General features: G+C 63.2%; 34 protein-coding genes. 13 read left to right on the top strand and 21 right to left on the bottom strand.

Annotation, left to right across the window (positions count from 1 at the left end):
* Window positions 1-403 precede the first annotated feature (403 nt).
* Together dnaB and R4P57_RS05195 are read left to right on the top strand one after the other, a co-directional pair.
* On the top strand, window positions 404-3,046 hold the full coding sequence (gene dnaB, locus R4P57_RS05200; RefSeq protein WP_317801807.1) for a replicative DNA helicase: 2,643 nt from the start codon (window positions 404-406) through the stop codon (window positions 3,044-3,046).
* A 75-nt stretch (window positions 3,047-3,121) separates the two neighbouring features.
* Window positions 3,122-3,379 carry a DUF3297 family protein gene (locus R4P57_RS05195; RefSeq protein ID WP_317801806.1) on the top strand — a complete coding sequence of 86 codons (258 nt, stop codon included), beginning with the start codon at window positions 3,122-3,124 and terminating at the stop codon, window positions 3,377-3,379.
* 110 nt (window positions 3,380-3,489) lie between these two features.
* Here the strand turns inward: R4P57_RS05195 and R4P57_RS05190 are convergent, their stop codons facing one another.
* The 8 genes from R4P57_RS05190 to R4P57_RS05155 all read right to left on the bottom strand — a co-directional run bounded on the left by R4P57_RS05190 (window position 3,490) and on the right by R4P57_RS05155 (window position 8,054).
* Window positions 3,490-3,990, bottom strand: coding sequence for a hypothetical protein (locus R4P57_RS05190; protein ID WP_317801805.1), 501 nt, complete (start codon window positions 3,988-3,990; stop codon window positions 3,490-3,492).
* A complete protein-coding gene (locus tag R4P57_RS05185; RefSeq protein ID WP_317801804.1) occupies window positions 3,987-4,742 on the bottom strand; it encodes a class I SAM-dependent methyltransferase in 756 nt (251 codons plus the stop codon). The genes R4P57_RS05190 and R4P57_RS05185 overlap by 4 nt, the downstream gene beginning before the upstream one ends.
* 23 nt (window positions 4,743-4,765) lie before the next feature.
* Window positions 4,766-5,239 carry a GNAT family N-acetyltransferase gene (locus tag R4P57_RS05180; protein WP_317801803.1) on the bottom strand — a complete coding sequence of 158 codons (474 nt, stop codon included), beginning with the start codon at window positions 5,237-5,239 and terminating at the stop codon, window positions 4,766-4,768.
* An 18-nt stretch (window positions 5,240-5,257) separates the two neighbouring features.
* Window positions 5,258-5,593, bottom strand: coding sequence for a hypothetical protein (locus R4P57_RS05175; protein ID WP_317801802.1), 336 nt, complete (start codon window positions 5,591-5,593; stop codon window positions 5,258-5,260).
* Window positions 5,594-5,633: 40 nt separating this feature from the next.
* Complete coding sequence (locus R4P57_RS05170) at window positions 5,634-6,143, bottom strand: putative immunity protein (protein WP_411742305.1); 510 nt, start codon at window positions 6,141-6,143, stop codon at window positions 5,634-5,636.
* A 1-nt stretch (window position 6,144) separates the two neighbouring features.
* Window positions 6,145-6,465: a hypothetical protein gene (locus R4P57_RS05165; protein WP_317801800.1), complete on the bottom strand. Its 321-nt coding sequence runs from the start codon at window positions 6,463-6,465 to the stop codon at window positions 6,145-6,147.
* Window positions 6,466-6,486: 21 nt separating this feature from the next.
* Entirely contained in the window at window positions 6,487-6,858 is a 372-nt protein-coding gene (locus tag R4P57_RS05160; RefSeq protein WP_317801799.1) for a VOC family protein, read from the bottom strand.
* Window positions 6,859-7,121: 263 nt separating this feature from the next.
* Complete coding sequence (locus R4P57_RS05155; protein WP_317801798.1) at window positions 7,122-8,054, bottom strand: YafY family protein; 933 nt, start codon at window positions 8,052-8,054, stop codon at window positions 7,122-7,124.
* 103 nt (window positions 8,055-8,157) lie between these two features.
* Between R4P57_RS05155 and R4P57_RS05150 the strand changes: the two genes are divergently transcribed.
* From R4P57_RS05150 to R4P57_RS05140, 3 genes are read left to right on the top strand one after another with little or no spacing between them, the layout of a single operon-like run.
* A complete protein-coding gene (locus R4P57_RS05150) occupies window positions 8,158-8,751 on the top strand; it encodes a TIGR03086 family metal-binding protein (RefSeq protein ID WP_317801797.1) in 594 nt (197 codons plus the stop codon).
* 51 nt (window positions 8,752-8,802) lie between these two features.
* Window positions 8,803-9,477 carry a thiamine pyrophosphate-dependent enzyme gene (locus R4P57_RS05145; RefSeq protein WP_317801796.1) on the top strand — a complete coding sequence of 225 codons (675 nt, stop codon included), beginning with the start codon at window positions 8,803-8,805 and terminating at the stop codon, window positions 9,475-9,477.
* Window positions 9,477-10,376, top strand: a complete 900-nt coding sequence (locus tag R4P57_RS05140; RefSeq protein WP_317801795.1) for a transketolase — start codon at window positions 9,477-9,479, stop codon at window positions 10,374-10,376. Before R4P57_RS05145 ends, R4P57_RS05140 begins: the two co-directional genes overlap by 1 nt.
* Here R4P57_RS05140 and R4P57_RS05135 read toward each other — a convergent pair whose 3' ends face one another.
* On the bottom strand, window positions 10,377-10,835 hold the full coding sequence (locus tag R4P57_RS05135) for a DUF6194 family protein (RefSeq protein ID WP_317801794.1): 459 nt from the start codon (window positions 10,833-10,835) through the stop codon (window positions 10,377-10,379). It lies immediately after the preceding gene.
* Window positions 10,836-10,875: 40 nt separating this feature from the next.
* Complete coding sequence (locus R4P57_RS05130) at window positions 10,876-11,310, bottom strand: PaaI family thioesterase (RefSeq protein ID WP_317801793.1); 435 nt, start codon at window positions 11,308-11,310, stop codon at window positions 10,876-10,878.
* Window positions 11,311-11,366: 56 nt separating this feature from the next.
* On the opposite strand from R4P57_RS05130, the gene R4P57_RS05125 reads away from it, so the two are divergent.
* Window positions 11,367-11,987 (top strand): TetR/AcrR family transcriptional regulator, encoded by a 621-nt coding sequence (locus R4P57_RS05125; RefSeq protein ID WP_317801792.1) that lies wholly within the window; start codon window positions 11,367-11,369, stop codon window positions 11,985-11,987.
* Window positions 11,988-12,017: 30 nt separating this feature from the next.
* On the opposite strand, the gene R4P57_RS05120 is transcribed toward R4P57_RS05125, so the two are convergent.
* Window positions 12,018-13,412, bottom strand: a complete 1,395-nt coding sequence (locus R4P57_RS05120; protein WP_317801791.1) for a PLP-dependent aminotransferase family protein — start codon at window positions 13,410-13,412, stop codon at window positions 12,018-12,020.
* On the opposite strand from R4P57_RS05120, the gene R4P57_RS05115 reads away from it, so the two are divergent.
* Together R4P57_RS05115 and R4P57_RS05110 are read left to right on the top strand one after the other, a co-directional pair.
* On the top strand, window positions 13,411-14,352 hold the full coding sequence (locus R4P57_RS05115) for a DMT family transporter (RefSeq protein ID WP_317801790.1): 942 nt from the start codon (window positions 13,411-13,413) through the stop codon (window positions 14,350-14,352). The genes R4P57_RS05120 and R4P57_RS05115 overlap by 2 nt on opposite strands.
* Complete coding sequence (locus R4P57_RS05110) at window positions 14,349-15,569, top strand: pyridoxal phosphate-dependent aminotransferase (protein ID WP_317801789.1); 1,221 nt, start codon at window positions 14,349-14,351, stop codon at window positions 15,567-15,569. Before R4P57_RS05115 ends, R4P57_RS05110 begins: the two co-directional genes overlap by 4 nt.
* A gap of 3 nt (window positions 15,570-15,572) precedes the next feature.
* On the opposite strand, the gene R4P57_RS05105 is transcribed toward R4P57_RS05110, so the two are convergent.
* Both R4P57_RS05105 and R4P57_RS05100 read right to left on the bottom strand, forming a co-directional pair.
* Window positions 15,573-15,770, bottom strand: a complete 198-nt coding sequence (locus R4P57_RS05105) for a helix-turn-helix transcriptional regulator (RefSeq protein WP_317801788.1) — start codon at window positions 15,768-15,770, stop codon at window positions 15,573-15,575.
* The gene (locus R4P57_RS05100; protein ID WP_317801787.1) at window positions 15,767-16,174 is read right to left on the bottom strand and encodes a hypothetical protein; all 408 of its coding nucleotides are present in this window, start codon (window positions 16,172-16,174) and stop codon (window positions 15,767-15,769) included. The genes R4P57_RS05105 and R4P57_RS05100 overlap by 4 nt, the downstream gene beginning before the upstream one ends.
* A gap of 178 nt (window positions 16,175-16,352) precedes the next feature.
* Here R4P57_RS05100 and R4P57_RS05095 point away from each other — a divergent pair, with 178 nt between their 5' ends.
* Together R4P57_RS05095 and R4P57_RS05090 are read left to right on the top strand one after the other, a co-directional pair.
* A complete protein-coding gene (locus R4P57_RS05095; RefSeq protein ID WP_317801786.1) occupies window positions 16,353-17,294 on the top strand; it encodes a DUF808 domain-containing protein in 942 nt (313 codons plus the stop codon).
* A complete protein-coding gene (locus R4P57_RS05090) occupies window positions 17,294-17,779 on the top strand; it encodes a GNAT family N-acetyltransferase (protein WP_317801785.1) in 486 nt (161 codons plus the stop codon). The genes R4P57_RS05095 and R4P57_RS05090 overlap by 1 nt, the downstream gene beginning before the upstream one ends.
* Window positions 17,780-17,789: 10 nt before the next feature.
* On the opposite strand, the gene R4P57_RS05085 is transcribed toward R4P57_RS05090, so the two are convergent.
* The 4 genes from R4P57_RS05085 to R4P57_RS05070 all read right to left on the bottom strand — a co-directional run bounded on the left by R4P57_RS05085 (window position 17,790) and on the right by R4P57_RS05070 (window position 19,435).
* A complete protein-coding gene (locus R4P57_RS05085; RefSeq protein ID WP_317801784.1) occupies window positions 17,790-18,002 on the bottom strand; it encodes a hypothetical protein in 213 nt (70 codons plus the stop codon).
* 8 nt (window positions 18,003-18,010) lie between these two features.
* On the bottom strand, window positions 18,011-18,598 hold the full coding sequence (locus R4P57_RS05080; protein ID WP_317801783.1) for a helix-turn-helix domain-containing protein: 588 nt from the start codon (window positions 18,596-18,598) through the stop codon (window positions 18,011-18,013).
* A 62-nt stretch (window positions 18,599-18,660) separates the two neighbouring features.
* Entirely contained in the window at window positions 18,661-19,050 is a 390-nt protein-coding gene (locus tag R4P57_RS05075; RefSeq protein ID WP_317801782.1) for a hypothetical protein, read from the bottom strand.
* A 13-nt stretch (window positions 19,051-19,063) separates the two neighbouring features.
* Window positions 19,064-19,435 carry a VOC family protein gene (locus R4P57_RS05070; protein WP_317801781.1) on the bottom strand — a complete coding sequence of 124 codons (372 nt, stop codon included), beginning with the start codon at window positions 19,433-19,435 and terminating at the stop codon, window positions 19,064-19,066.
* 62 nt (window positions 19,436-19,497) lie between these two features.
* Between R4P57_RS05070 and R4P57_RS05065 the strand changes: the two genes are divergently transcribed.
* Window positions 19,498-19,932, top strand: a complete 435-nt coding sequence (locus R4P57_RS05065; RefSeq protein WP_317801780.1) for a MarR family winged helix-turn-helix transcriptional regulator — start codon at window positions 19,498-19,500, stop codon at window positions 19,930-19,932.
* Window positions 19,933-19,934: 2 nt separating this feature from the next.
* On the opposite strand, the gene R4P57_RS05060 is transcribed toward R4P57_RS05065, so the two are convergent.
* From R4P57_RS05060 to R4P57_RS05050, 4 genes are all read right to left on the bottom strand, one after another.
* Window positions 19,935-20,408 (bottom strand): alpha/beta hydrolase, encoded by a 474-nt coding sequence (locus tag R4P57_RS05060; RefSeq protein ID WP_317801779.1) that lies wholly within the window; start codon window positions 20,406-20,408, stop codon window positions 19,935-19,937.
* Complete coding sequence (locus tag R4P57_RS26785; protein WP_411742304.1) at window positions 20,366-20,500, bottom strand: alpha/beta fold hydrolase; 135 nt, start codon at window positions 20,498-20,500, stop codon at window positions 20,366-20,368. Before R4P57_RS26785 ends, R4P57_RS05060 begins: the two co-directional genes overlap by 43 nt.
* 102 nt (window positions 20,501-20,602) lie before the next feature.
* Window positions 20,603-21,325 (bottom strand): pirin family protein, encoded by a 723-nt coding sequence (locus tag R4P57_RS05055; RefSeq protein WP_317801778.1) that lies wholly within the window; start codon window positions 21,323-21,325, stop codon window positions 20,603-20,605.
* Window positions 21,322-21,774: a MarR family winged helix-turn-helix transcriptional regulator gene (locus R4P57_RS05050; RefSeq protein ID WP_317801777.1), complete on the bottom strand. Its 453-nt coding sequence runs from the start codon at window positions 21,772-21,774 to the stop codon at window positions 21,322-21,324. The genes R4P57_RS05055 and R4P57_RS05050 overlap by 4 nt, the downstream gene beginning before the upstream one ends.
* Before the next feature lie 86 nt (window positions 21,775-21,860).
* On the opposite strand from R4P57_RS05050, the gene R4P57_RS05045 reads away from it, so the two are divergent.
* Together R4P57_RS05045 and R4P57_RS05040 are read left to right on the top strand one after the other, a co-directional pair.
* Window positions 21,861-22,379, top strand: coding sequence for a VOC family protein (locus R4P57_RS05045; RefSeq protein WP_317801776.1), 519 nt, complete (start codon window positions 21,861-21,863; stop codon window positions 22,377-22,379).
* A 35-nt stretch (window positions 22,380-22,414) separates the two neighbouring features.
* Complete coding sequence (locus R4P57_RS05040; protein WP_317801775.1) at window positions 22,415-23,197, top strand: pirin family protein; 783 nt, start codon at window positions 22,415-22,417, stop codon at window positions 23,195-23,197.
* The last annotated feature ends 1 nt before the right edge of the window (window position 23,198 follow it).

Here is a 23,198-nt window from a genome sequence, read left to right as displayed (position 1 = left end):
CTGGGTTCACCTGGTATTTACTCAACACGCCCGAGCTGTCAATTCGGCCGACACGCCGATCCAGAATCGATGCACAGGAAGAAAACTTTATGTACACGCTCTGACCTGGCGAAAAGACCAAAACTCGGAAAGTTATACCCAGGTTATCCCCAGACGGTCAACACGGTTGTTCAACACCATCCACATTTCATGCACAGATCCATCCCCAGGCCATGTTGTGACTCCTGTCGATAGCGCTTAACGTCCGTGCAGCGTCTCTCTCGATGCCGTGCAGCGGCGCCGGGACAGTGCGAATCCGGTGCCGAAAAAGCTTGTCGGTGCCCGGGGGTAGAACTTGCTACACAGCACCGCCGGGTGATACCCGACGATGCCGACGACAATGGGGAGAGGACGGCCGGTTCGCGTGGCAGTTGTGGACGATCGAGGACAGTCCGACTACTCCGGCCCCTCGTCCAGCGAGGGACCAGGCGAGGATTTCGGTCGCCAGCCCCCACAGGACATGGCCGCTGAGCAGTCCGTACTGGGCGGCATGCTGCTGAGCAAGGACGCCATCGCCGACGTGCTCGAGGTGCTTCGTCCCGGTGATTTCTATCGGCCGGCCCACCAGAACGTGTACGACGCGATCCTCGACCTCTACAGCCGCGGTGAGCCTGCCGACCCGGTGACCGTATCGGCCGAGCTGGATCGTCGCGGGGAGCTCAAGCGCATCGGCGGCCCTCCGTACTTGATCACCCTCACCCAGACGACGCCGACGGCAGCCAATGCCGGGTACTACGCCGAGATCGTTGCGGAGAAATCGATTCTGCGCCGGCTCGTACAGGCCGGGACCCGCATCGTGCAGTTCGGTTACGCCGGAGCCGACGGTCAGGACGTAGCCGAGGTCGTGGACCGCGCGCAGGCCGAGGTGTACGAGGTCACCGAACGCCGCACCTCCGAGGACTTCCTCCCCCTCGAGGAACTGCTGCAGCCCACGATGGACGAAATCGACTCCATCGCCAGCCGTGGCGGCATATCCCTCGGCGTACCGACAGGATTCGCCGAACTCGACGAAATCACCAACGGACTGCACCCGGGACAGATGATCATCGTCGCGGCGAGGCCTGGCGTTGGTAAGGCGCTCGCCCTCGACACGCCACTTCCGACGCCCGACGGCTGGACCACGATGGGCGAGGTGGCCGTGGGCGATCACCTCATCGACGCCCATGGCATGCCGACCAGGGTCGTCGCGGCCACGGACGTCATGCTCGAGCGACCGTGCTACGAAGTCGAATTCTCCGACGGAACAGTCATTGTCGCCGATGCACAGCATCAATGGTTGACCGAGACCAGGGCGTCACGAAAGTCGGCGCAGGCTGCGGCTGTCAACTACAACCGGACTCGTAATCAGAAGACCTTCGCTGCTGTGCGCACCACCGAAGAAATCGCGAACTCGGTGCGCTGCGCGACGAAGGATGCGCGCATCAATCACTCCGTCACCAACACCGAGGCCGTTCAGCTGCCCGAGCGTGAGCTTCTGGTGCCGCCGTACACCATGGGCGCATGGCTGGGAGATGGAACGTCGGCCTGCGCGCAGATCACCAGTGCTGACCCCGAAATCATCGCCCGAATAGAGGGCGAAGGACTGCGCGTGGTGGCGTCGGAGAAAGCCGCACTTCGATACTCGATCCAACTGCCCTCCGACACGGTCGAGGCGAAGGCGTGTGTCGTCTGTGGCGCGCAGTTTGTTCCGTTTCCACTCAATGTCCGTACCTGCGGCCAATCGTGCGGCGGCAAGGCACGTTTCATGTCCGCTCCGGTCGCGGAACCGACGTGCATCGACTGCGGCAAGGTGACGACTGGTCTGCACCGCTGCCAGGCATGCCGCAGCTCGATCGGGACAGTGCAGGCGCGTTTACGGACGATCGGCGTACTGGGCGACAAGCACGTACCCACCGACTACCTCCGCGGATCCGAGAGTCAACGACGTGCGTTGTTGGCGGGTCTGCTCGACACAGACGGCACTGTCACCGGAGGCGGCTCGGTTCAGTTCGCGGTGACCAGCGAGCGGCTCGTTCTCGGGGTGCGCGAACTGATCGTCAGTTTGGGCTATCGCGTGCAGATGTCGACCAGGAGTGTGCGGGGTCGAAGCGAGGCGTCGTCGACGGCGTTCACGTTGACGTTCGCGACCGACGATGTCGTGTTCGGTCTGCACCGGAAGCAGATACTGCACAAGGAACGTCGCGCTGCGGGATCCGTTGTGCGATCGGGTTCGCGGTTCATCGTAGACGTTCGCCGAGTCGACTCCGTTCCGGTTCGCTGTGTGGAGGTCGACAACGCAGATCATCTGTATCTCGCCAGCGAGTCGATGATTCCGACCCACAATTCAACGCTGTCAATGGATTTCATGCGTTCGTGCTCGATCAAGCACGGCATGCCCAGTGTCATCTTCTCTCTGGAGATGAGTCGCACCGAGATCGTCATGCGACTGTTGTCCGCCGAGGCGAAGATCAAGCTCGGTGACATGCGTTCGGGAAAGATGACCGACGACGACTGGACCAAGCTGGCCCGGCGCATGAGTGAGATCAGCGAAGCACCGCTGTTCGTCGACGATTCTCCTAACCTGACGATGATGGAGATCCGCGCCAAGGCCCGTCGCCTCAAGCAGCGCAACGGACTCAAACTCATTGTGGTGGACTACCTTCAGCTGATGTCGTCGGGCAAGAAGGTCGAATCCCGTCAGCAGGAGGTCTCGGACTTCTCCCGTCAGCTCAAGCTTCTCGCCAAGGAACTCGAATGCCCGGTGGTCGCGGTCTGCCAGCTCAACCGTGGTCCTGAGCAGCGAACCGACAAGAAGCCGATGGTCTCGGACCTTCGTGAGTCCGGCTCACTGGAGCAGGACGCCGACATGGTGATTCTGCTGCACCGCCCCGACGCGATCGAGCGCGACGACCCGCGCGGCGGTGAGGCCGACTTGATTCTCGGCAAGCACCGTAACGGTCCGACCGCGACAATCACTGTGGCACATCAGCTTCACCTGTCCAGATTCGTGGATATGGCGCGGGGCTAGGGCCGACAACCCTGGGTCGCGTATTCTCTCCCTGAATCAACCAAGCACCTATCGCAGCAATCGACGAAAGTAATCATGCCCGAGGACCAGAACACAGACGTTCCCCCGAATCACCTCTCGATCGATCCGCGGAGCCCCTTCTACAGCGAAGACGTTCTTCGCCGGGACGTGGGTATTCGCTTCAATGGCGTCGAGAAGACCAGTATTCGCGAGTACAACGTGGCCGAGGGTTGGGTGCGAGTCGAAGTCCCTACCGCGAAGGATCGCTTCGGAAATCCCATGCTGGTCAAGCTCAAGGGCACGGTCGAACCGTACTTCCGCGACGCAAAATAGCGGACTTCGGCGTTCGGGTCCGCGGTGTCAGTCAGCCGCGGCCTCATAGACCTCGACGGGCACAACATTGCCCTTGCATTCGCGCGTTACTGATCAGATTCGATTCCGAGTCACGGGCTGTGCGCCACCCACACGTCTATGGGACCGGGGTGCGGCCTACTCAACCACTCGCATGCCCTCCGGTCGAGGTACAGATAGCGCAGCGTGAGCACCAGTGTTCCCGTGTTGTCGCGGTACGCGCCGGACGCATCGAGGAGATCGGAGCCGCTCCGCTCGACAGCTTCCAGGACGGCATCGTTCGTCCAGGCGCTTCCAGCAGGTTCGCGGATGAGCAGTGTGGGTTCACCGGGAAATTCGGGCCGGTCGACAGCGTCGATGACGTCGGCTTCGATGGCCCCGTCGCACAATGTGCCGCTCAACGACACCCACCCACCCGATGAGATGACCGGGCCGCGTCCCGTCACGGGGATGGTCACTGCGCTCTCGGTCGCTGCCTGCTCGTCGGGGGCGTTGGGCGCGAAGCGAATCGATCCGTCATGGATGAACAGCGCGCCGATCCCCTCGACCGAATCGCCTGGTTGCACTGCGAGCGAGTCGATTTTGGACATCATGGGGTCGTCGTCGTAGAGCGGAAAGCTCTGGTCACATAAGGCAGGTCGATCGTTGTAGACCTATGCAGCCCCAACTCGTCGAACAAGGTGGCGAGATCCCGATCGATGCAGTTGCGCTCATCGGCTGTCGCGGTGATGTAGAAGCTGCGCGACCGAACCAGGTCGGTCAGCTGGGACCGGTTCACCACGCGAGTCCACGTCCACCGCTCCTCGTCGAGCTGACGGAACGGTTCTGCGATCGGCGGCGGACCGTCGTCGAACATGGCCAGGGCTCCACCGCGCGAGACCACCGAGTTCAGTCGCCGAACCCACGGCTCCGATTCGTCGCGAATGTTCCAGATCAGACCAAGGGTGCCACCGGGGCGGAGAACCCTGCCGATCTCCCGGGACGCGGCCACTGGCTCGACCCAGTGCCAGGCCTGTCCGAGCAGAACAGCATCGACGCTCCCGTCGTCCAGCGGCAGAGACTCGGCAGTGCCGACGTGGGCGGGGACGCCGGGCACTGCGACGCGTAGGGCGTCGAGCATCGCGGGATCAGGGTCGACGGCGACGGCATCGCACCCGGCGGCGGTGATGATGCGGGTGAGCTTGCCGGTCCCGGCTCCGACATCGGCGACAAGAGGACGCCTGCCGGCCCCGAGTGCGGGTTCCAGCAACCATTCGACTGCGGCCGACGGGTATTCGGGGCGAGCAGATTCGTACACGTCGGCGACCGCCCCGAACGACGTCGAGCTGTTATCCCGGCTAACCATAAATCCAGGCTACATCGTCGGAGTCAGGCCAACTCGAGTTCGTAGTACAGAGCCTTCGGCCCGTCGCCGTGGCCTTCGTGGCAGTCGAAGCCGCGCTTTTCGTACACGTGACGCGCCGCCTCGTCGTCCTCGGAGGTGTTGAGGTCCATGTAGGTGGCACCCTTGCCGCGTGCATGCTCGATGACGTCGTCGAGAAAGGTTGTGCCGTAGCCCTTTCCGCGTAGCCCCGGTTGGACGTAGAACTCGGCGAGGTAGGCCTCGAGGTCAGCGCTCAGCGTACCGATCCGAAATCGCAGCACCGCCACACCGATGGCGGGAGTCCCGAATGTCAGCACGCTGGTGTCGCCGGACTCCACCAGGGTATCGAGATGTGCTGCAAGCCAATCAGTCTCGGGCACCGGGTAGTCGTACTCGCGATTGAAATCGATCAACAGAGTTGCGGCCGCGAGGAGGGCGTCGGAATCTCTGACGTCATGTGTACCGATTTCCAGGGTCATAGCCGACTCCTCGGAATGTCAATTATCAGGTTGAACAAGTCTTTTCGCATCGAGTAGGCCGAGACCGGGATGCATCTCTCGCAGCGCTTTGATGGCGTAAACGGTTCTGCCGGATTCTGCGACGACCGCTTCGACATCCTCGTCGGGTACGGCCTCGGGCCCGATCTTTTCAGGAGACGTCCGGGTCCGACTCTCTCCGTACCAGATGAACAGACCGGCTACAGCCACCACTAGCAGCTTCGACCAGTTCCAGGCAGAAGGATCGGACACGATGTCGCTGACTGTCAGGAACGCGAGCGCGGCCAGCAACGCGGCAAGCCCGTAACGCTTCCAGGGGCGTTCTTTGGCCTTCATGCCTTTCATGCTGTCACCGCACCCCGATATGGGCAACGGCTCAGCGTCGCAATTCGGTATCGAGATGTACACAAGCTGCCGCGAACCTTGTACGCCCGGCGGTAGGTGGTGGAAACCGGCGAAGGACCGATCGTATTGTCGCATCGGACTGCGCGTCGATCCATTCGATCTGCTCCGCAGCCGCTTTCGGGTCGGCGAGGACCAGATGCACGGCAGAACCGAGAATGTGTTTGACCTGATGTGGGCTGTACAGCGGATGGAGAAAGGCTGCACCGGCGGCGTGCATTGCGGACAGTGCGGCGTCCGTGGCCGCAGATCCGGGCACCTCGCGGGCAGCTTTGTGTGCTGCCCAGGCGAGTTGGCGAAGTGCTGCCGTGCGGTGGCCGGTCTCGGCAAACGCCTCGGCACCGTCGATCGCCGCGCGTGGACGCGCATCGTCGGGGTGGGTCATCTCGTAGGTCGGTAATGCCCGTCGGGCGCAGGTAGCTGCGAAGGCCGCCACGTGTCGAATATCGTCGACGCTCAGTTCGATTTCTGCAGGCCCGGGCACTTCATGTCTCTCGAGTTCGTCTGCGTGTGAGAACGAATCCGCACTTGTACATGACCACCCCGGTCAGCGCGCCAAGTGTTGCGCTTGCAATGGGGACCAGGTAGAGCCACAGCTTCGACAGGCCTTGGGTGCGTCGGTCGAACGAATCGTTCATGGAGTCCACGAATTCGTCGTTCATCGTGAGACCGTTCAGGGGCTGATAACTACCCGAATACACGACGCCACTCGTATTGGTAGTCATCTCACCGATCGCGTACCAGCCCAGCGGGGCCAATCCGACGATGAATCCGAACAACAGCAGAACGATGACGAGATTGCGCACTGCTTCAGGCTATTGCCCCCGTCAACCGTCGTACACCTCCGTGGTGATGCAGAAGGGGTGGCCGGCGGGGTCGAGGAGAACTCGCCATCGGGGATCCGGCTGCTCTGCTATCTCCCTGGCACCGCATTCCACTGCGTAGGCGACGGATCCGGCGAGGTCCCCTCCCGCATCCATGTCGAAGTGCACAATGGAAGTCGATGGCCACACGGGCGGAACGTAGTTCGCTACCTTCTGCGCAACGATGTTCAGGCCCGACTGCGTCCTGATCCCCACGCTCTCGGAGTTCTCCCACAACAACTCACCGCCGAGAAGCGCGAGATAGAAGTGCGCGAGTTGCACCGGATCGTCGCAGTCGATGGACGTCCCGGCTACAGCGAGATGTGTTCGCGGCATGTCATGAGAATACTGTCGCGCCGAGTGTGACGATGACGATCACAGATACGGCGAGTATCATCCACCCCTCCCAGGTGCGCGGGCTGATTCCCCAGCCGATTCGCTTCGGGCCGAACCATGTTCGAGGTGGATTGAGTGCCATCGCGCCGTCCTGACTGTTCGGAATCGCGTTCACCCTACGAAACCCCCAAGCGGTTCGCAATGGTAATGATTTGGTCATGGACACTGCGCGCACCTTCCGAGAAGAAGTCGGCCGCGAAATGTCAGCAGTACAACTGCGCTGTTGCCCTCGCGCGTTGGGCCAATTCGTCTCGAAGTGAAGTCGGCTGCAACACCGTGACGCCGGGCCCGCAGTGCCATAGCGCTCCCGTGGCGTGATTGTGTCCGGAAAACTCGATGACTGCGAGGTGCCGTCCGTCGTCCTGCATGTGGTCGCTGATCACTCGAACTACGTTCTTCGTCAACGAGATCCACACCGAATCTTCCGCGAGGCAGGTGATTTCGATGTGGGCCAAACTTGCGCGAAAGGACTTCCAATGTGCCGTGAACGCCGCTTCCAGATCCACGACATCACTGCGGTCAGCGGACTCGTCGAGCATGTCCAGACTGTCGATACGCGATACTCGATAGACACGTTCGGTGCCGTCGCGCGCGGCGAGCAGGTACCAATGATCACCGGCGTACACGAGCCCGATGGGGTCCAGGATTCTCTCGGCTACCGCACCGACGCGATTGCGATACGACACTCGTATCCGCTTACCGTCGACGACGACACGCTGCAATTCCGGTAGATGGACCTCGGGTTCGTGGGGAAAAGCGAAGCCGTCGGGTCGGACCAGAATCCGTTGTGATGCAGTGCTTGCCGCTGCTCGGTGCGCCTCGGGTATCGCGGCGGCGACCTTGCGCATCGCGCGTGCGAACGCAGGGGTCGCTACTCGTCCGGAGCCGGAGGCCAGCAATGCCGTTGCCTCCTCTGCGGTCAGTCCGGTCAGCTCGGTCCGGTAGCCGGGCAGCAGACTGATGCCACCACCGCGACCACGATCGGTGTAGACCGGGACGCCCGCAGAGGACAACGCTTCGATGTCGCGCAATACGGTGCGCATGGACACTTCGAGCTCTGCGGCGATGTCGGCAGCATTCAGTCTGCCCCGATGTTGGAGCAGCATCACGATGGACAACAACCGGTCTGCGCGCACTCGAAAAGTCTCTCACCAAAACATGACAGAAGATGTCATGTTCATCCGATGTACTTCTATCCATGAGGCCACAACTGGCGGCCGTGAAACGGAAGGCTCAACAATGAACACCATCGAGACCACGCAACAGACAGATCCGCGCGAGGTGTACTTCACGTCCGCCGCATGGGTGAGCGGTCTGATCGGTGCGGTGCGCGCCGACCAACTGGACCTTCCCACTCCGTGCGACGAGTTCGATGTCCGAACGCTGGCCGGTCACCTCGTCGCGACGGTGGCCAGGCTGATCGCGATCGCCGAACTGGGTAGCCCGGACTCGGTGTCGCCGTACTTCGCCGATCACGATGTGGCAGCGTTCGATCGGCTTCTGGTCGAGGCGCGCGCGGCGTGGGCCGACGACGCAAGGCTCGACGCCCCCGTCGTGGTTCCCTGGGGCGCGGTGCCGGGCCGATCTGCGGTATGGGGGTACGCCCGAGAGCTGTTGCTGCACGGATGGGATCTCGCGGTGGCAACAGGCCAGTCGGCCGAAGTCGATCCCGCCCTCGTCCATCCGGTGGCCGAAGAATTCAGAACGATGCTGCCGGCGGAGGCTCGGGTTCCGGGAGTGCCGTTCGGACCTATCGTGGAGTCGCGCCCGGAAGCAGCGCCTTTGGAGCGTCTTGCGAACTTCTCGGGCCGCTCCTCGGAGGGTTGGGTGTAGCCGACAGCTTGACCTCGAGTGCACTCGAGGTTGCAGGGTGGGGTCATGCAGATGACTTTCGATGAGTTGCCGCAACTCATGACACTGATGACGGGCGACGAAAAGCACAGCACCAGTTCCACATCCACACTCGATGTGCTGTGGGTGTTGTACTCCGACATCCTGAGGCTCGACCCAGCGAATCCCGATGACCCCGAGCGTGATCGGTTCTACCTGTCCAAGGGCCACGGGCCCATGGCGTACTACGCAGTGCTTGCGGCACGGGGATTCTTGACGCCGAACGAGCTCGCGTCGTTCGGCAGCTACGACTCTCCGCTGGGCAATCATCCGGATCGCACGTTGGTTCCCGGGGCCGACATCGGATCGGGATCGCTCGGACACGGTCTGGCGCTGGCCGCCGGAACTGCTGTCGCGCTGCAGATTCAGAAGAGCATCGCCCGAGTCTTCGTGCTCATCGGCGACGCGGAACTCGACGAGGGCAGCAATATGGAAGCCATTCAATTCGCTGCGCGGTCGAATCTGAGCAATCTGACTGCCGTGGTGATCGACAACGACTCTGCCGGTCTGGGGTGGCCCGGCGGTATCGCGTTGCGGTTCGCGGTCGAGGGGTGGTCCACATCCGACGTCGACGGCCGAGATCACAGTGCTCTCAGGCGCGCGTTTCGCCTCGATCATGCCGATCGGCCGCACGTGGTGGTCGCTCATGTCGAAAAGAAGGAGAGCTGATGAGCGCAACGCTGGACCAACGTGAGTGCTTCTACCGTCTGGTGCCCCCACTGTTGGCGCAGAACGAGCGAACAGCGTTGGTGCTAGCGGAGATCGGAGTCGGATATCTCGAACCGCACCTCACCCCCGATATTCGGTCGAGGGTGATCAACGTCGGGATTCGAGAGCAGGCGATGATCGGTGTCGCCGGTGGTCTGGCCCTGGCCGGGATGCGTCCGATCGTGCACACCTTCCCGCCGTTCCTGATCGAGCGGCCCTTCGAGCAGGTCAAGCTCGATTTGGGGCATCAGGGCGTCGGCGCAATCCTGGTGAGCTCGGGCGGGTCCTACGGTTGGCCGCAGGGCGGCGAGACCCACTTCGGTCAACGAGATGTCGCACTCCTCGACACCCTGAGCGGGTGGACAGTCCACGTTCCCGGGCACGTAGACGAGGTCGAGTGGATGCTGCACAGCGCGGCGGCAACCGACGATCGCGTGTACATCAGGCTCGACGGGGTGTGCAACGAACGTCCGCACGGTCGGCCCGATGGTACGTTCACCGTTCTGCAGCAGGGTAATTCGGGAACGGTGATCTCCGTCGGTCCGATGACCGACCGGGTTCTGGCCGCAGCCTCGGGGCGTGACGTGACGGTGCTGCATGTGTCGACGATCAGGCCGTTCGACAGCCGAACGCTGCGGGCGACGTTGACCGAGCCCGACGTCATGATCGTCGAGCCGTATCTCGCGGGAACGTCAGTGCCGCAGATCGATCGGGCCTTAGCCGATGTGCGTCACCGAGTGTCGGGAATCGGGGTCGAGGCGGGAGAGCGTCGAAAGTACGGCACAGTGGCCGAACACGATCGGGCCAACGGCCTGGATGTCGATGGGCTGTCCCGATCGATGGACGAGTTCTTCGACTGATCAGCCTTGGCGTCGCTCGTATCTGCTCTTGGCAACCTTGTAGGCGGAGTCCAGTAGTTCCCGAACATGTGTCTCGGTCTGCGACGACGGGTTGACCACCGAGAGCCAACCGGCGGTGCCGTACTGGGGGTGGGCGGCGATGACGTCGTCGCTGTCGGCCTGGGGTGCGTGGGCCGCCTCGCGGGGCGGCACCCCCATGAACTTCTCGAATTCCTGCTTTCCTGCAACGATATTGACGCGGAACGCGTCCGCCCTGTTCAGTTGGGACAGCTCGTCACCCGGGTAGTTCTTGGTCACGATCGTTGCGAACGGCTGAGTGGTCGGGATCGTCCCGTCGGGTGAGTAGTAGAAGAACGCATCGCCCCACGCGAGTTCGGGAGTTCCGTCACCCTCTCGGGGCCGCTGCGTCACCGTGCCCTCGAAGCTGCCGACCAGATTCACGATGTCGTCGAGTGTCATGCACCGATCGTCACACGGTCGGCAGCATCTGTCGCAGTGTTCAGCCGACTTTGTACGTACCGGTTCCGGTCGCGACGAGGCGGCCGGATTCGGTCCCGACGATGTCGACTCGGCACGTCTTCAGGCTCCGGCCCGCGTGCATTCGAGTGCCGACGATATCGATCCCCTCGGCGTACACCGGCTCCATGAACTGCACAGACATGGAGACCGTGACGCCCCGAAGTTTCTCGGGAACTGCGGATCCGGCCCATGCGGCGGTCATGATCCCGATATCGATGCAGCCGGCGATCACGCCACCGTGCAGCATCTGGCCGACGGTGGACAGCTCGTCGCGGTACGGCAGTCGCAGTCGAGCTGCCCCCTCGTCGATGTCGATGAGCTCGATTCCCAGTTGCTGCACGAACGGTGATTGCGGGAGAAACATGGCCATGGCCGCGCTTCCGCTGGCCGGTGCCTGTGCTTCGTCGGCTGTCATCGCTACCCCTCTATCGTAATTGGATTCCGATATCGGAATCAGAGTACGATAAGTTCATGGTCTTGGAAACCCCCACCGACAAGCGGAAGCGTCGAACCCACAATGCTGTGCTCGACGCCGGTCGGACGCTTTTCCTGAGGCACGGCTATCGCGGCACGACAATCGAGATGCTCGCTGCAACAGCAGATGTGGCAGTGAGTTCGATCTACGCCAACTTCGGCGCAGGCAAGGTCGACGTCTATGCGGCACTGGCGTGGCGAACAGCGCTCACTCACGTCGAGCAAATGTCTGCACCCGTCGACGCGGTCGACCCCGTCCGTGTGGTTGCCGAGTTCCTCGATCGGTACATCGCATTCCATCGCGGTAGTCCGCTGGCGCTGCGACTGCTGGGGTTGACCGACGTGGACAAGTCCGAGTCCGAAACGGTCGGCGCGGCCAAGGCCAAGATCGACAGGGCGCTCGGTGGGCTCATCGATTCGGTGACGCACGCAGTGACGGACGCCGGGTCCGACGTCGATCCTCGCACTCTGGTCTTGAACGCGTGGGCGGCGATGAACGGTGCTGTCTCACTGCGGCAACGACGCATCGTCGACCAACCGATGCTCGACGCGATGCTCGCCATCACGCGTGCCGATATGCTCCGCCACCTGAGTGGGACATCCGATGCGGTCCAGTGAACTCGGTGCAGGCCGATGCCTCCCACGGTCTCAGATGATCGATCCGATGGTGCGCGCCGCGTCGGCGAACTCGCCGGGGTTGGGGCCCGCGTAGTTGAGTCGAAGGTACTTTCCGGCGGGTTCGGCGGGAAAGTAGTCGTCTCCGGCCCCGACGATCACACCCGCCGACTTACATTCCTGCACAATGCGTTCCAGATCAGCATCGTCGCGCAGACGCATCCAGAGATTGAGTCCACCGCGAGGCACCGCGTCGAGATGGCCACGCGGTGCGAACTCGATGAGGCTGTTCGCCAACAAGTCTCGACGTGACGCCAGCTGAGTGCGCAACCGCCGCAGGTGGGTTCGCCAGGCAGGTTGAGTGACGACGTCCAAGGCGACGGATTGCAGAATCCCGCTGACGTACATCGATTCGGCTCCCGTATCGGCGAGGATGCGCTCGTGCGCGGGCCCGCGAGCGATCAGGCCTGCCAGGCGAACCGAGGGTGACACCGTCTTGGTGAGTGAGCGAAGGTAAACGACATGCCCTGCATCGTCTCGTGCGGCCAGCGGATTCGGATCGGACGTGATGCCGAAATCGTGGGCCGAGTCGTCCTCGATCAGAAACGCGCCGTGGCGTCGAACAGTGGCGAGGACCTGCTCGGACAATGCGGTCGACCACTGTGCCCCAGTGGGGCTGGCGAATGTCGGTTGGGCATAGAACGCCCGAGCGCCGGTGTGCGCGAATGCCCGTGCGAGCGCGTCGGGGTCCGGGCCGTCGACGCCGCTGGGTATCGGTACGACGCGGACACCTGCCTGCGTGGCAGCAAGGATCGCGCCCCAGTACGTCGGGGACTCCATGAGCAACGGCCGCCCGGCACCGACGAGCGCCCGAAATGCAGTGCTGAGTCCGGTCTGGCTGCCGGGGATGATGACGACGTCACTGGCCGACGGTGGCGTGATGCCCGACGGTGTCGACGCCCCCAACTCGGCAGCGAACCAGGCCCGCAGTTCCGGCAGACCCGCGGTGGGTGGTCGGGCGATCACAGAGTCGGTGCGGGAGGCGCGCGTGAAGGCGGCATGAACAAGCCTTTCCGGCAACAACTCTCGGGCCGGATAGCCCGAATGCAAGGCGATCACATCGCTCGATGTCGACTGCAGGGCCGCCGGGAGTTGCAGTCGATTGTCCGGTGCCCCCAGCGCCGCAGTCTGCCATCCGTAATCGTTGGGGCGGGCCGTGCGCACCGTCCTGACGAATGTGCCGACGCCAGGCCGACTTTCGATGACGCCCTGCGCGATGAGTGTGCGGAGAGCCTTCTGCACCGTGACCGGACTGGCCGAATGCTCGGCAACCAGGGCGCGAGTGGACGGCAGCCGGGCTTCCGGTGGCGCAGTCGCAATCCAGGTTCTCAGTGCGAACACGATCCTGGAGCTGCTATCGTCGGACATGACACAGCATAGTAGCGCTACTCGGTCTGGGGCAGGTCTGCTATCCCGCGCCGGACTGCTCTGGGGCCTGGCGGGCGTCACGGCGTTCTCGTTCACGGTGCCGCTGACCCGCGTCGCCGTCACCGGAGGCCTGTCCCCGCTTTTCGTCGGCTGCGGTCGCGCTGTGGTCGCCGCCGCGTTGGCCGGGTTAGCGCTCGCCGCCACCGGGCAACGACTCCCGCAGGGGCGGCAGTGGATTCGGCTCGCGGTGATCGCGGCCGGTGTTGTCATCGGCTTCCCGGTGCTCACCTCGTACGCCCTCACCACAGCATCGGCGGGTCACAGTGCAGTCGTCATCGCATTGCTTCCGGCCGCCACCGCCGCCACTGCGATCGTTCGCGAACGGCAACCGGTCCGGCCGATGTTCTGGGTGGTCGCAGGTGTGGGCGCCGCCGTCGCGGTCGGGTTCGCTGCCGTGCAAGGCGGACAGTCGACCGGGTTGCAGTGGTCGGATCTGTTGCTGCTCGGAGCAGTGGTCGCCGCAGCGGTGGGATACGCCGAGGGCGGCCTGTTGTCGCGAGAACTCGGTGCGTGGCAGACGGTGTCGTGGGCGCTGGTCGTGTCCGTACCGGTCACCGGAGCGTTGGCCGCGCTCGCGTGGTGGCAGCAACCGTCGACGGCAGGGGCATCCGAGTGGGCCGCCTTCGGCTACCTGGCGGTGGTGAGCATGTACCTCGGGTTCTTCGCCTGGTACCGGGGACTGGCGATCGGTCCGATGTCCAGCGTCAGCCAGGTCCAGTTGATCCAACCTGTGCTGACCATCTGCTGGGCCGCGATCATCCTGCGCGAGGGCTTGACGTGGCCGGTGCTCGTGGGTGGAGCGGCCGTCATCGTGTGTGCAACAGTGGCGGTCCGGACCCGGATGTCGCCGACCGTTCGGCAGGAGGAGTGTTCGAAATGATGAAATCGATCGATCAGGCGCGCAAGCTCGAGAACGTTCGCTACGACATTCGTGGACGCATCCTGGACAAGACCGAAGAACTCGAGGAGCAGGGGCACGCGATCCTGCGACTCAACGTCGGTAATCCTGCGCCGTTCGGTTTCGAGGCACCGGACGAGATCATGATGGCGATGATCCGCAACCTTCCCACCGCACAGGGCTATTCGGACTCCCGGGGCTTGTTCTCCGCGCGCACAGCTGTGGTCCAGTACTACCAGACCAGGGGCCTGACCGATCTCGACGTCGGCGACGTCTACCTCGGCAACGGGGTATCGGAACTGATCACCATGACGATGCAGGCGTTGTGCAATCCGGAAGACGAAATACTGATCCCGTCGCCCGACTATCCGCTGTGGACCGGCTCGGTGGCCCTGGCCGGTGGCGTACCCGTCCATTATCTGGCCGACGAAAGCCAGGACTGGGCCCCGGACTTCGCGGACCTCGATGCCAAGATCACACCCCGCACCCGCGCGATCGTGGTGATCAACCCCAACAACCCTACTGGAGCGGTGTACCCACGCGAGGCGCTCGAGCGATTCGTCGATCTGGCCCGCAAGCACGATCTGATTCTGCTCGCCGACGAGATCTACGAGAAGATCGTCTATGACGGGGCAGTGATGACGAATCTTGCCACTCTGACCGGGAAAGATGTTCTGTGCCTGACGTACTCGGGTCTGTCGAAGGCATACCGGGTGTGCGGATTTCGTGCCGGATGGCTGGCGATCACGGGCCCGCGTCGACGTGCGACGAGTTTCATCGAGGGCATCACCCTGCTGTCCAACATGCGCATGTGCGCGAATGTGCCGGCGCAACACGCGATACAGACCGCGCTCGGCGGCAGGCAGTCGATCGAGGATCTGCTGCTCCCGGCGGGCAGGCTGACCGCGCAGCGTGACCTGGCGCATCGCATGCTCAACTCGATCGACGGAATCAGCTGTGTCCAGGCCGCGGGTGCGCTGTACATGTTCCCGAAACTCGACACCGAACGTTTCGGCATCGTCGACGACGAGAAATTCGTACTCGACCTCCTCGAGTCGGAGAAGATTCTCGTCAGTCACGGCCGTGCCTTCAATTGGGATGTGCCCGATCACTTCCGGCTCGTCACCCTGCCCAACGTGGACGATCTGGCAACGGCGCTGGAGCGGCTCGGTAACTTCATGAGCTCGTACACGCAGTAGCGATCAACTGGGTTCCGGCTCGAACAGTTCCTCGATCGAGCAGTCGAAGGCCGCGGCGAGGCGGAAGGCGACGGGCAGGCTCGGGTCGAATCGTTCCTTCTCGATGGAGATGATCGTCAGGCGGGTGACGTCGATGCGTTCGGCCAGTTCGTTCTGCGACCAGCCCTTCTCGGCGCGACGCCGTCGAACACTGTTCTTCACTCGGACAGGGCGCGACGCCGTGCGAAGGCGTACCGCGCGGTGAACGACGCGAACGCTGCGAGAAGCAGGCCGATCAGGAGCAGCGTGGCCGGTGGCTCGGCACGCGCGATCGAGATCACGGCGAGGGTCAGGCCCAGAATGCACACCAGGTCGGTGGCCATTCCGCTCGATGCGGTCGACGTCCAGTGCGATTCGATGCTCTCGCCCGACGCGTACGAGGACTCGACCGTCTTCGGGGCGACGAAGAGGATCCACCCCAGCGTCGCTCCGAAGGGCAGTGCGGTGAATCCGAAGACCACCGCGGAAATGCCCGGCGCAACCGGCGAGACGAGCCAGGCGAGCAACGCCGTCGCCGACGCGGTGGCCAGGCCGACAGCGCAGACCGACAGCCATCTGAGTGTCATGAGCAACTCCTCTTCTGGGTATAGTCCACTATACGTATAGGAAACCATACATCTGCGCCGTATGTGTTCGCCGATGCGGCTCTGGCGGTAAGGTTCCGACACGTAGATCGTCGGGATTCGGCGTCGTACCCAGCCCAAGGAGCCAGCCCGTGCATACGTCTTCACTCGGAGGTCTGTGATGGCCGGCGGACTCGTAGCCCTGCTCGACGACGTGGCCGCATTGGCCCGCTTGGCCGCGGCATCCATCGACGATGTCGGTGCGGCGACCGGTAAGGCGACGGCGAAGGCGGCCGGTGTCGTGATCGACGACGCAGCGGTGACGCCGCAGTACGTTCGCGGTCTCGCAGCCGAACGTGAACTCCCCATCATCAAGCGCATTGCCGTGGGCTCGCTGCGTAACAAGTTGCTGATCATTCTGCCGATCGCCTTGCTGCTCAGTCAGTTCGTGCCGTGGCTGTTGACGCCCATTCTGATGCTCGGCGGCTGCTACTTGAGCTACGAGGCCGCGCACAAGATCTGGGGCGCACTGTTCGGCCACGGCGACCATCACGCCGCCGCCGAAGACGAGCCACGCGACGAGGACACCGTTGTCTCCGGAGCAGTGCGCACCGATCTGATTCTGTCCGCTGAAATCATGGTCATCGCGCTGGACACCATTGCTGCAGAGGGCTTCTGGAGCCGGCTGATCATCCTGGCGGTTGTCGCCGTGGTCATCACGATCGTCGTGTACGGAGTCGTCGCGCTGATCGTGAAGATGGACGACATCGGTCTGAAACTGGCCGACGGCTCCACCGGATTCGTCGAGAAGTTCGGCCGCAGCCTGGTCAGGGGCATGCCCCACGTGATGTCGGTGCTGTCGGTCGTCGGCACCGCAGCGATGCTGTGGGTCGGTGGACACATCCTGCTCGTCGGCATCGACGAGCTCGGCTTCCATCCCATCTACGAACTCGTGCACCACGGCGAAGAAGCTGTCCGCGGGGTCGCCGGTGTCGGCGGAGTGCTGGCGTGGATCGTCAACACCCTCGCGTCGGCGGTCATCGGTGCGATCGTGGGCGGTATCATCGTCGCTGCGCAGCTGGGCATCTCGAAGGTCCTCGCGAAGCGATCCGCCGCGAAGTAGTGGCTCTCGCCGCCACATTCGCCGTCGTTCACCCAGCCTCGGAACCGGCGATCGACATTCTGCGTCGCTACAACGTCGATATCATCGGGCGCTTCTACGGCCGGGAGGCGTCCGATGAGGAAGTCCTCCGAGTCATGGTCGACGAGCCAAGCGACGACCTTGCCGGCCTTTCGGGCACGTTCGTAGTGGCGTATGCGGAGCAGTCGGTCTTCGGCTGCGGTGGAGCACGTTTCATCTCCGACGACATCGCTGAATTGACGCGTGTCTTCGTGGATCCGATCGGCCGGAGGGGTGGCGTCGGCGCATCGTTGGTCGGGTACATCGAGAATCTTGTTCGAGAGTCCGGCCGCAGCAGAATCCGACTCGATACCCGAGCCGATCTGGTCGAGGCCCGCCGCTTGTACTCGCGGCTCGGCTATGTCGACGTCCCTGCATTCAACAGCGAACCCTACGCTGAGGTGTGGCTCGAAAAGCAGCTTTTCTAAGCGGCTTTCGTCACCGTCGAGCAAGCTCGAGTACTCGTCGCTCTGACATGGAGACATCGGCGAGCGATGCCGTCAACTCGTCCCATGCCCTCTGAACGCGGAGTTCATCTCGGCGGAGGCGCTTCTGCGCAGCAGCGAGTCTGCGGCGCTCGACCAGAAGCATATGCCGATCGCGATCCTGCTCGGCCATGAAGAGGTACGTGTGTGGATCGAATGGATACATGCCAACTCCTATGGTGTCGTGGGGAATCCGTGCATCAGGACCATGACGTGCTCGCGCTCCCCCGAGGTGGCGTTCTCGCCGTGTCGACGCCACTTGTCCACGACAGCACGTAGTTCCGCGTCCATCTCGGCAGTTTCGCTTGCTGTCAGGCGGAGGACGTTGTCGGTGCTGAAGGCACCCGATACCCACTCCGGCCCCCAGGACTCGGACGTCCGGTCGAAGTCACGCAGTCGAGACCACTGGTGCGTCAGCCAGGAGTCCTTGGACGCCTTGGCAATCGACAGGGACTCGGGCGAATCGGAGAAGTCGTTCTCGGACCAGCTGAACCCGTTCTCGTTGGCCTCCGACCACCAGCGCTGACGCTTGTCCGATCCGTTCTCGACCTCTTTGACAAAGCCGTGCTCGGCGAGTTTGCGCAGGTGATAGCTCATCGAGGCGGGTGACTCGTCCACCAGATCGCCGAGCTGGGTCGCCGTCATCGACTTGTTGGCGCGCAACGCGTAGAGCAGCCGCAGTCGAATGGGATGCGTCAGCGCCTTGAGCTCGGACATGTCCGTCAGCTTCCGGGGCGTCCTGTCGGGAGGCGGTGGGCTCATGCAACAACCATAACCCGAAAGAAATATTGCGCAATAGTTATTTCGGATCTGCGCTGGGGTGCTCAGTCCTTCCACTCGACCGCGAAGTCGAGCCAGGAGTCGGTCATCGCCTGGTCGGGTAGCACCACGATCAGCAGCGCTCCGAGGCCAACCACGATCGGAGCGGGCAGGATCCACCACGACCACCGTCGATCCTGACCGACGACGTGGAGAACGCGAATGGCCCAGAGCAGCCCCACGGTCAGCAGCACCACGACCGCTACCGCACCGACGAGCAGCGGATCGAGCCATCCGAACGCGCCGTAGGGCGACGGCCACCAATTCCTGGCTATGCATACCAACGCGACGACGGCGATCGTTGTGAACGCGAGGAGGATCGGACCGGGCGGCTTCGCAGCTTGTCGAGGCGCGTTGGCTGCCTCGATCAGGCGGTCGATCAGGCGGTTCAGCATGGAATCGAAGGTACTAGCCGCTGTGCACGGTCACGGCGTATCCGTCGGGGTCTTGCAGGACGAAGGTCTTTCCGAAGGGGCCGTCGAAGGGTGCCGCCAGGATGGGTACGTCGGCGGCGACCAGTGACTCGTGCAACGCCTCGGCGTCGTTGCAGGAGAGCCACAGCGCGACTCCGAGTCCCGCCTGTCCGCTGTCGAGATCGGTTCCGGGAGCTGGGGTTCGGACGGCGAACGGGATGGGCGAGGTTGTGAACACCACCGCGCCGGGGGGTGCCTGGGGCGCGCGGACAAGGCCGAGCCGGCTCTCGTAGAAGTCTGCACTGGCGGTGAGGTCGCGAACTTGCAGGGAGAGGAAGCTCGGTCCGGAAACGGTCGAGATGGTCATGTCGGATCCTTTCGATGGTTTGTCAAGAACTTGACGAGAGAAATGTATGTCAAGATGTTGACATGAGTCAAGTGGACCTCGACACCTCGATCGGCTACGCCCTCAAGCGAGCCACATCCGCCCTGCGTTCGGCGATGGACGATTGTCTACGCGAACTCGACATCACCGTCTCGCAGTACTCCACCCTCGAACTCCTCGCGCACAAGCCGGGACTGTCCAATGCCGAGCTCGCTCGCGCGGTGTTCGTCAGCCGGCAGGCCACCCATCAGCTGCTGGCAGGGCTCACTCGAGACGGCTTGGTGGAGATCGAGGGCAGCGGTCGAGATCAACGCCTGCACGTGACGGCACTGGGAATCGAACGCCTACGGCAAGCGTCGTCCGCCGTCGCCGACGTCGAACGTGACATGATCGCATCGCTCTCAGTTCAGGAGCGAGAAGTGCTGCACCGCAATCTAGTTGCGTGCGCAGAGGCGTTGGACGGGCACCGGCGCTCTTGACCTCACTTCATCGAAACGAGGAACTCCAGCATCGCCGCATTGAATTCGTTCGGCCGGTCCATGTTCGCGGCGTGACCGCACTTTTCCAGCACTACCGATCGACCGTGTGAATTGCCTTCGACGCTCTCGGAAGCGTGTGTGGCAGGCCAGAACTGACTCTCACGCCCGGCGACCATCAGGTACGGCTTGTCGGTGTCCGCGATGGTCGAGCGCCAGTCCTGCGCAGCATGATCGGCGAGCAGAGCCTTCATCGGTGGAGTGTCGGGCGACGCCATCTTCGGCATCGCACGTAGGGCGAGCACGAGCTTCAGCAGCGACGGCACGGACTTCCACGTGGGCAGGCCGTGTCCGGTATCAGGTATTCCATTGTCGAAGAACGTCGTTCGGTAGTCCTCGGTGCGACCGTAGAATCTGCTGGACCAGTCGTCACTGTTCACCATCTTCGGCGTCTGGTCGACCGACACGATGGCTCGCACGTGCTCGCCCCCATCGAACCGCCGATCAGGACGACGTCTGTGACGCCCACGGCCGCGAGGAAGTTCGCCACATCGCGTCCGTGCCGCTCCATGGACGCCCCGTGTGTCGGTGCCTCCGAGGCGCCGTGTCCTCGTCGAGGTAGTTCAGGGTGACGGCATCGTCGGTGATGACGGTCGGCATGGTCGAAACTCCCTCAGGCGAAGGTGGCGTGCATTTCCCAGATCATGATTTCGCTCGCCGTCGATGCTGTCACACGGTGTCCGCCGGTGGAGGTCAGTCGCACCGCGTCACCGTGGGCGAGGTCGCCGATGTTCTCGAACACCACTGAACCGTCGGCGACGAAGACGTGACCGAACGGCGCGTCGGGAACGGTGATCGACTGTCCTGGCTGGAGTCGCGCAACATGCAGTGCCGCAAAGCGATTGCCGATGCGTATTCCGCTTGTGTCCGGCATTCCCGACGCCACGCAGACCAGCTCGCCGGATGCCAACTCGTCGCGCACATCGAGCTCGTCGTACGAGGGCGCCCGGCCGTCGGCATCGGGTGGGATCCACATCTGCACGACGCGTAGCTTGTCGCGGCTGGTCAGGCTCGACGCATTTCGTTCGGTGTGGCGGATGCCGGTCCCTGCACTCATGCGTTGAATCAGCCCGGGGCGGATCGACCCGCTGTGGCCCTCGGAGTCCGTGTGTTCGAGCGTGCCCTCGAGTACCCAGGTGAGGATCTCCATGTTCCGGTGCTCGTGCGAGTCGAATCCTTCACCGGGAAAGACGGTGTCCTCGTTGTGCACCATCAGCAGCCCGTGTGCGTTCGCCGCCAGATCGTAGTTGCCGGTGGCGGGGAAGGACTGCTTGGAATCGAGCCATTCGTTCCACCAGTGATGCCGTTGATCGCCGGGAATGTGGGTGAGCGTCACGACGCGTGGTTTCGCATTGCCGAGAACGTCCGGGTGAGTGCGTCCAGGTCGTTGGGGTTCACGAGGTCGAACATGTTCTCGCGCACCGCTGCGACGTGCCTGGGGCTGGCTTCGGCGAGTGTGCCGAGCCCGGCCTCGGTGATTTCGGCTGACATGCCTCGCTTGTCGTCGTCGCATTTGACGCGTCGGACCCAACCGCAGTCGACCAGCCGGGTGATGGCCCTGGTGACACCGCTGCGAGTGGTGGTGACGGCGTCGGCGAGTTCGCTCATGCGGCGTCGGCGATCGGGCGCTTCGGAGAGGACCACCAGCAGCTCGAAGTCGGTGAACGAGATCCCGGAGTCGCGTGTGAGCTGATTGTCGAGATCGCGAAGCAGCAGCCGCGTCGCGTCGAGGTATGCGCGCCAGGCCAGCTGTTCGTCCTGGCTGAGCCACCGTGGGGAGTCCATGACCCCATAGTAGTTGACAACGCAACTACTGGGTGTACTGTTCTCAGTAGTTGACGAAGCAACTACTTGACCCGGAGGCTGGAGCGATGACGAACGAACTGACTGCCGAAGAGACCCGCCGCGCGCAGGAACACGAAGAGCAGCGGGAACGCATTCGTGGGCAGCACCTGAAGCCGGCAGGCGAACGGCCGGCGTCGTCGGCTCGCGGCCTCCATCACACCGCGTTGGTCAGCAGCGATGTCGAGGCAACAGTGCGCTTCTATCAGGATGTGCTCGAGTTCCCGCTCACCGAGCTCATCGAGAACCGTGACTACCCAGGCTCTTCCCACTTCTTCTTCGATATCGGCAACAGCAACCTGTTGGCATTCTTCGACTTTCCCGGACTCGACGTCGGTCCGTATGCAGAGGTGCTCGGCGGCCTCCACCACGTGGCGATCAGTGTCGAGCCCACCAGGTGGGAGCACCTGCGTACCAAGCTGATCGACGCCGGAGTCGAACTGATCGAACACAGCGAGGTCTCGCTGTACTTCCGCGACCCCGACGGTGCGCGCCTCGAACTGATCGCCGATCCACTCGGTGAAATGTACGGCTCGCACGTCCTGTAGTCATCCACCCACTCGAAGATTCGAGGGCACACGTAATGACCGCTGCAGCAGCACAACTCGACGTCCGACGGGCCGACGACCGTTTCAAGACGCGGATCGGCTGGCTCGATTCCAAGCACTCCTTCTCCTTCGGCAACCACTTCGATCGCGGCAACACCCACCACGGCGTGCTGATGGTCAACAACGACGACATCGTCACTCCCGGTCAGGGATTCGACACCCACCCACACCGCGACATGGAGATCGTGACCTGGGTTCTGCAGGGTTCGCTGGTGCACCAGGATTCGATGGGCCACTCCGGCGTCATCTACCCCGGTCTCGCGCAGCGCATGAGCGCAGGCACGGGAATCCTGCACTCGGAGAAGAACGACTCGTGGCGACTCGGTGAGACCGCGGGCACGTACTCGGGCAAGCACGGAGATCCCGTTCGGTTCGTCCAGATGTGGGTTGTGCCCGATGAGCAGGGCATCACGCCGGGTTACGAACAACTCGAGATCGACGGTGAATTGCTCAGTGGTGGTTTGGTTCCCGTGGCGTCAGGGATGGCTCATCACGCCGACCACGCGGCGATCCGTATCAAGAACAAGTACGCCGCCATGCATGCTGCACGTCTGCAGCCCGGACAGCCCGCAGTCGATATTCCCGACGCGCCGTTCGTGCACATCTTCGTCGCCGAGGGCGAAGCGATGCTCGAGGGTGTCGGCCTACTGGCCGAGGGCGACGCCGTGCGGATCTCCGGAGGCGGCGGGCAGAAGCTGAGCACCGTCACCGGAGCCGAAGTGATCGTGTGGGAGATGCACGCCGCGATCGCCGGGTGAG

Origin of the sequence: Rhodococcus sp. IEGM 1330 (assembly GCF_033142445.1) — a bacterium.
Taxonomy (GTDB): domain Bacteria; phylum Actinomycetota; class Actinomycetes; order Mycobacteriales; family Mycobacteriaceae; genus Rhodococcoides.
This window is presented reverse-complemented; position numbering and strand designations above follow the sequence as displayed.

Coding starts and splice junctions, on each gene's coding strand:
- R4P57_RS05085 (WP_317801784.1), bottom strand. CDS start 18,002: ATGTATCCATTCGATCCACACACGTACCTCTTCATGGCCGAGCAGGAT.
- R4P57_RS05145 (WP_317801796.1), top strand. CDS start 8,803: ATGACTTTCGATGAGTTGCCGCAACTCATGACACTGATGACGGGCGAC.
- R4P57_RS05125 (WP_317801792.1), top strand. CDS start 11,367: ATGGTCTTGGAAACCCCCACCGACAAGCGGAAGCGTCGAACCCACAAT.
- R4P57_RS05070 (WP_317801781.1), bottom strand. CDS start 19,435: ATGACCATCTCGACCGTTTCCGGACCGAGCTTCCTCTCCCTGCAAGTT.
- R4P57_RS05075 (WP_317801782.1), bottom strand. CDS start 19,050: ATGCTGAACCGCCTGATCGACCGCCTGATCGAGGCAGCCAACGCGCCT.
- R4P57_RS05175 (WP_317801802.1), bottom strand. CDS start 5,593: ATGAAGGCCAAAGAACGCCCCTGGAAGCGTTACGGGCTTGCCGCGTTG.
- R4P57_RS05180 (WP_317801803.1), bottom strand. CDS start 5,239: ATGACCCTGGAAATCGGTACACATGACGTCAGAGATTCCGACGCCCTC.
- R4P57_RS05115 (WP_317801790.1), top strand. CDS start 13,411: ATGACACAGCATAGTAGCGCTACTCGGTCTGGGGCAGGTCTGCTATCC.
- R4P57_RS05190 (WP_317801805.1), bottom strand. CDS start 3,990: ATGATGTCCAAAATCGACTCGCTCGCAGTGCAACCAGGCGATTCGGTC.
- R4P57_RS05065 (WP_317801780.1), top strand. CDS start 19,498: ATGAGTCAAGTGGACCTCGACACCTCGATCGGCTACGCCCTCAAGCGA.
- R4P57_RS05040 (WP_317801775.1), top strand. CDS start 22,415: ATGACCGCTGCAGCAGCACAACTCGACGTCCGACGGGCCGACGACCGT.
- R4P57_RS05150 (WP_317801797.1), top strand. CDS start 8,158: ATGAACACCATCGAGACCACGCAACAGACAGATCCGCGCGAGGTGTAC.
- R4P57_RS05050 (WP_317801777.1), bottom strand. CDS start 21,774: ATGGACTCCCCACGGTGGCTCAGCCAGGACGAACAGCTGGCCTGGCGC.
- R4P57_RS05160 (WP_317801799.1), bottom strand. CDS start 6,858: ATGCCGCGAACACATCTCGCTGTAGCCGGGACGTCCATCGACTGCGAC.
- R4P57_RS05135 (WP_317801794.1), bottom strand. CDS start 10,835: ATGACACTCGACGACATCGTGAATCTGGTCGGCAGCTTCGAGGGCACG.
- R4P57_RS05095 (WP_317801786.1), top strand. CDS start 16,353: ATGGCCGGCGGACTCGTAGCCCTGCTCGACGACGTGGCCGCATTGGCC.
- R4P57_RS05140 (WP_317801795.1), top strand. CDS start 9,477: ATGAGCGCAACGCTGGACCAACGTGAGTGCTTCTACCGTCTGGTGCCC.
- R4P57_RS05185 (WP_317801804.1), bottom strand. CDS start 4,742: ATGGTTAGCCGGGATAACAGCTCGACGTCGTTCGGGGCGGTCGCCGAC.
- R4P57_RS05120 (WP_317801791.1), bottom strand. CDS start 13,412: ATGTCCGACGATAGCAGCTCCAGGATCGTGTTCGCACTGAGAACCTGG.
- R4P57_RS05045 (WP_317801776.1), top strand. CDS start 21,861: ATGACGAACGAACTGACTGCCGAAGAGACCCGCCGCGCGCAGGAACAC.
- R4P57_RS05130 (WP_317801793.1), bottom strand. CDS start 11,310: ATGACAGCCGACGAAGCACAGGCACCGGCCAGCGGAAGCGCGGCCATG.
- R4P57_RS26785 (WP_411742304.1), bottom strand. CDS start 20,500: ATGGAGCGGCACGGACGCGATGTGGCGAACTTCCTCGCGGCCGTGGGC.
- R4P57_RS05080 (WP_317801783.1), bottom strand. CDS start 18,598: ATGAGCCCACCGCCTCCCGACAGGACGCCCCGGAAGCTGACGGACATG.
- R4P57_RS05100 (WP_317801787.1), bottom strand. CDS start 16,174: ATGACACTCAGATGGCTGTCGGTCTGCGCTGTCGGCCTGGCCACCGCG.
- R4P57_RS05195 (WP_317801806.1), top strand. CDS start 3,122: ATGCCCGAGGACCAGAACACAGACGTTCCCCCGAATCACCTCTCGATC.
- R4P57_RS05110 (WP_317801789.1), top strand. CDS start 14,349: ATGATGAAATCGATCGATCAGGCGCGCAAGCTCGAGAACGTTCGCTAC.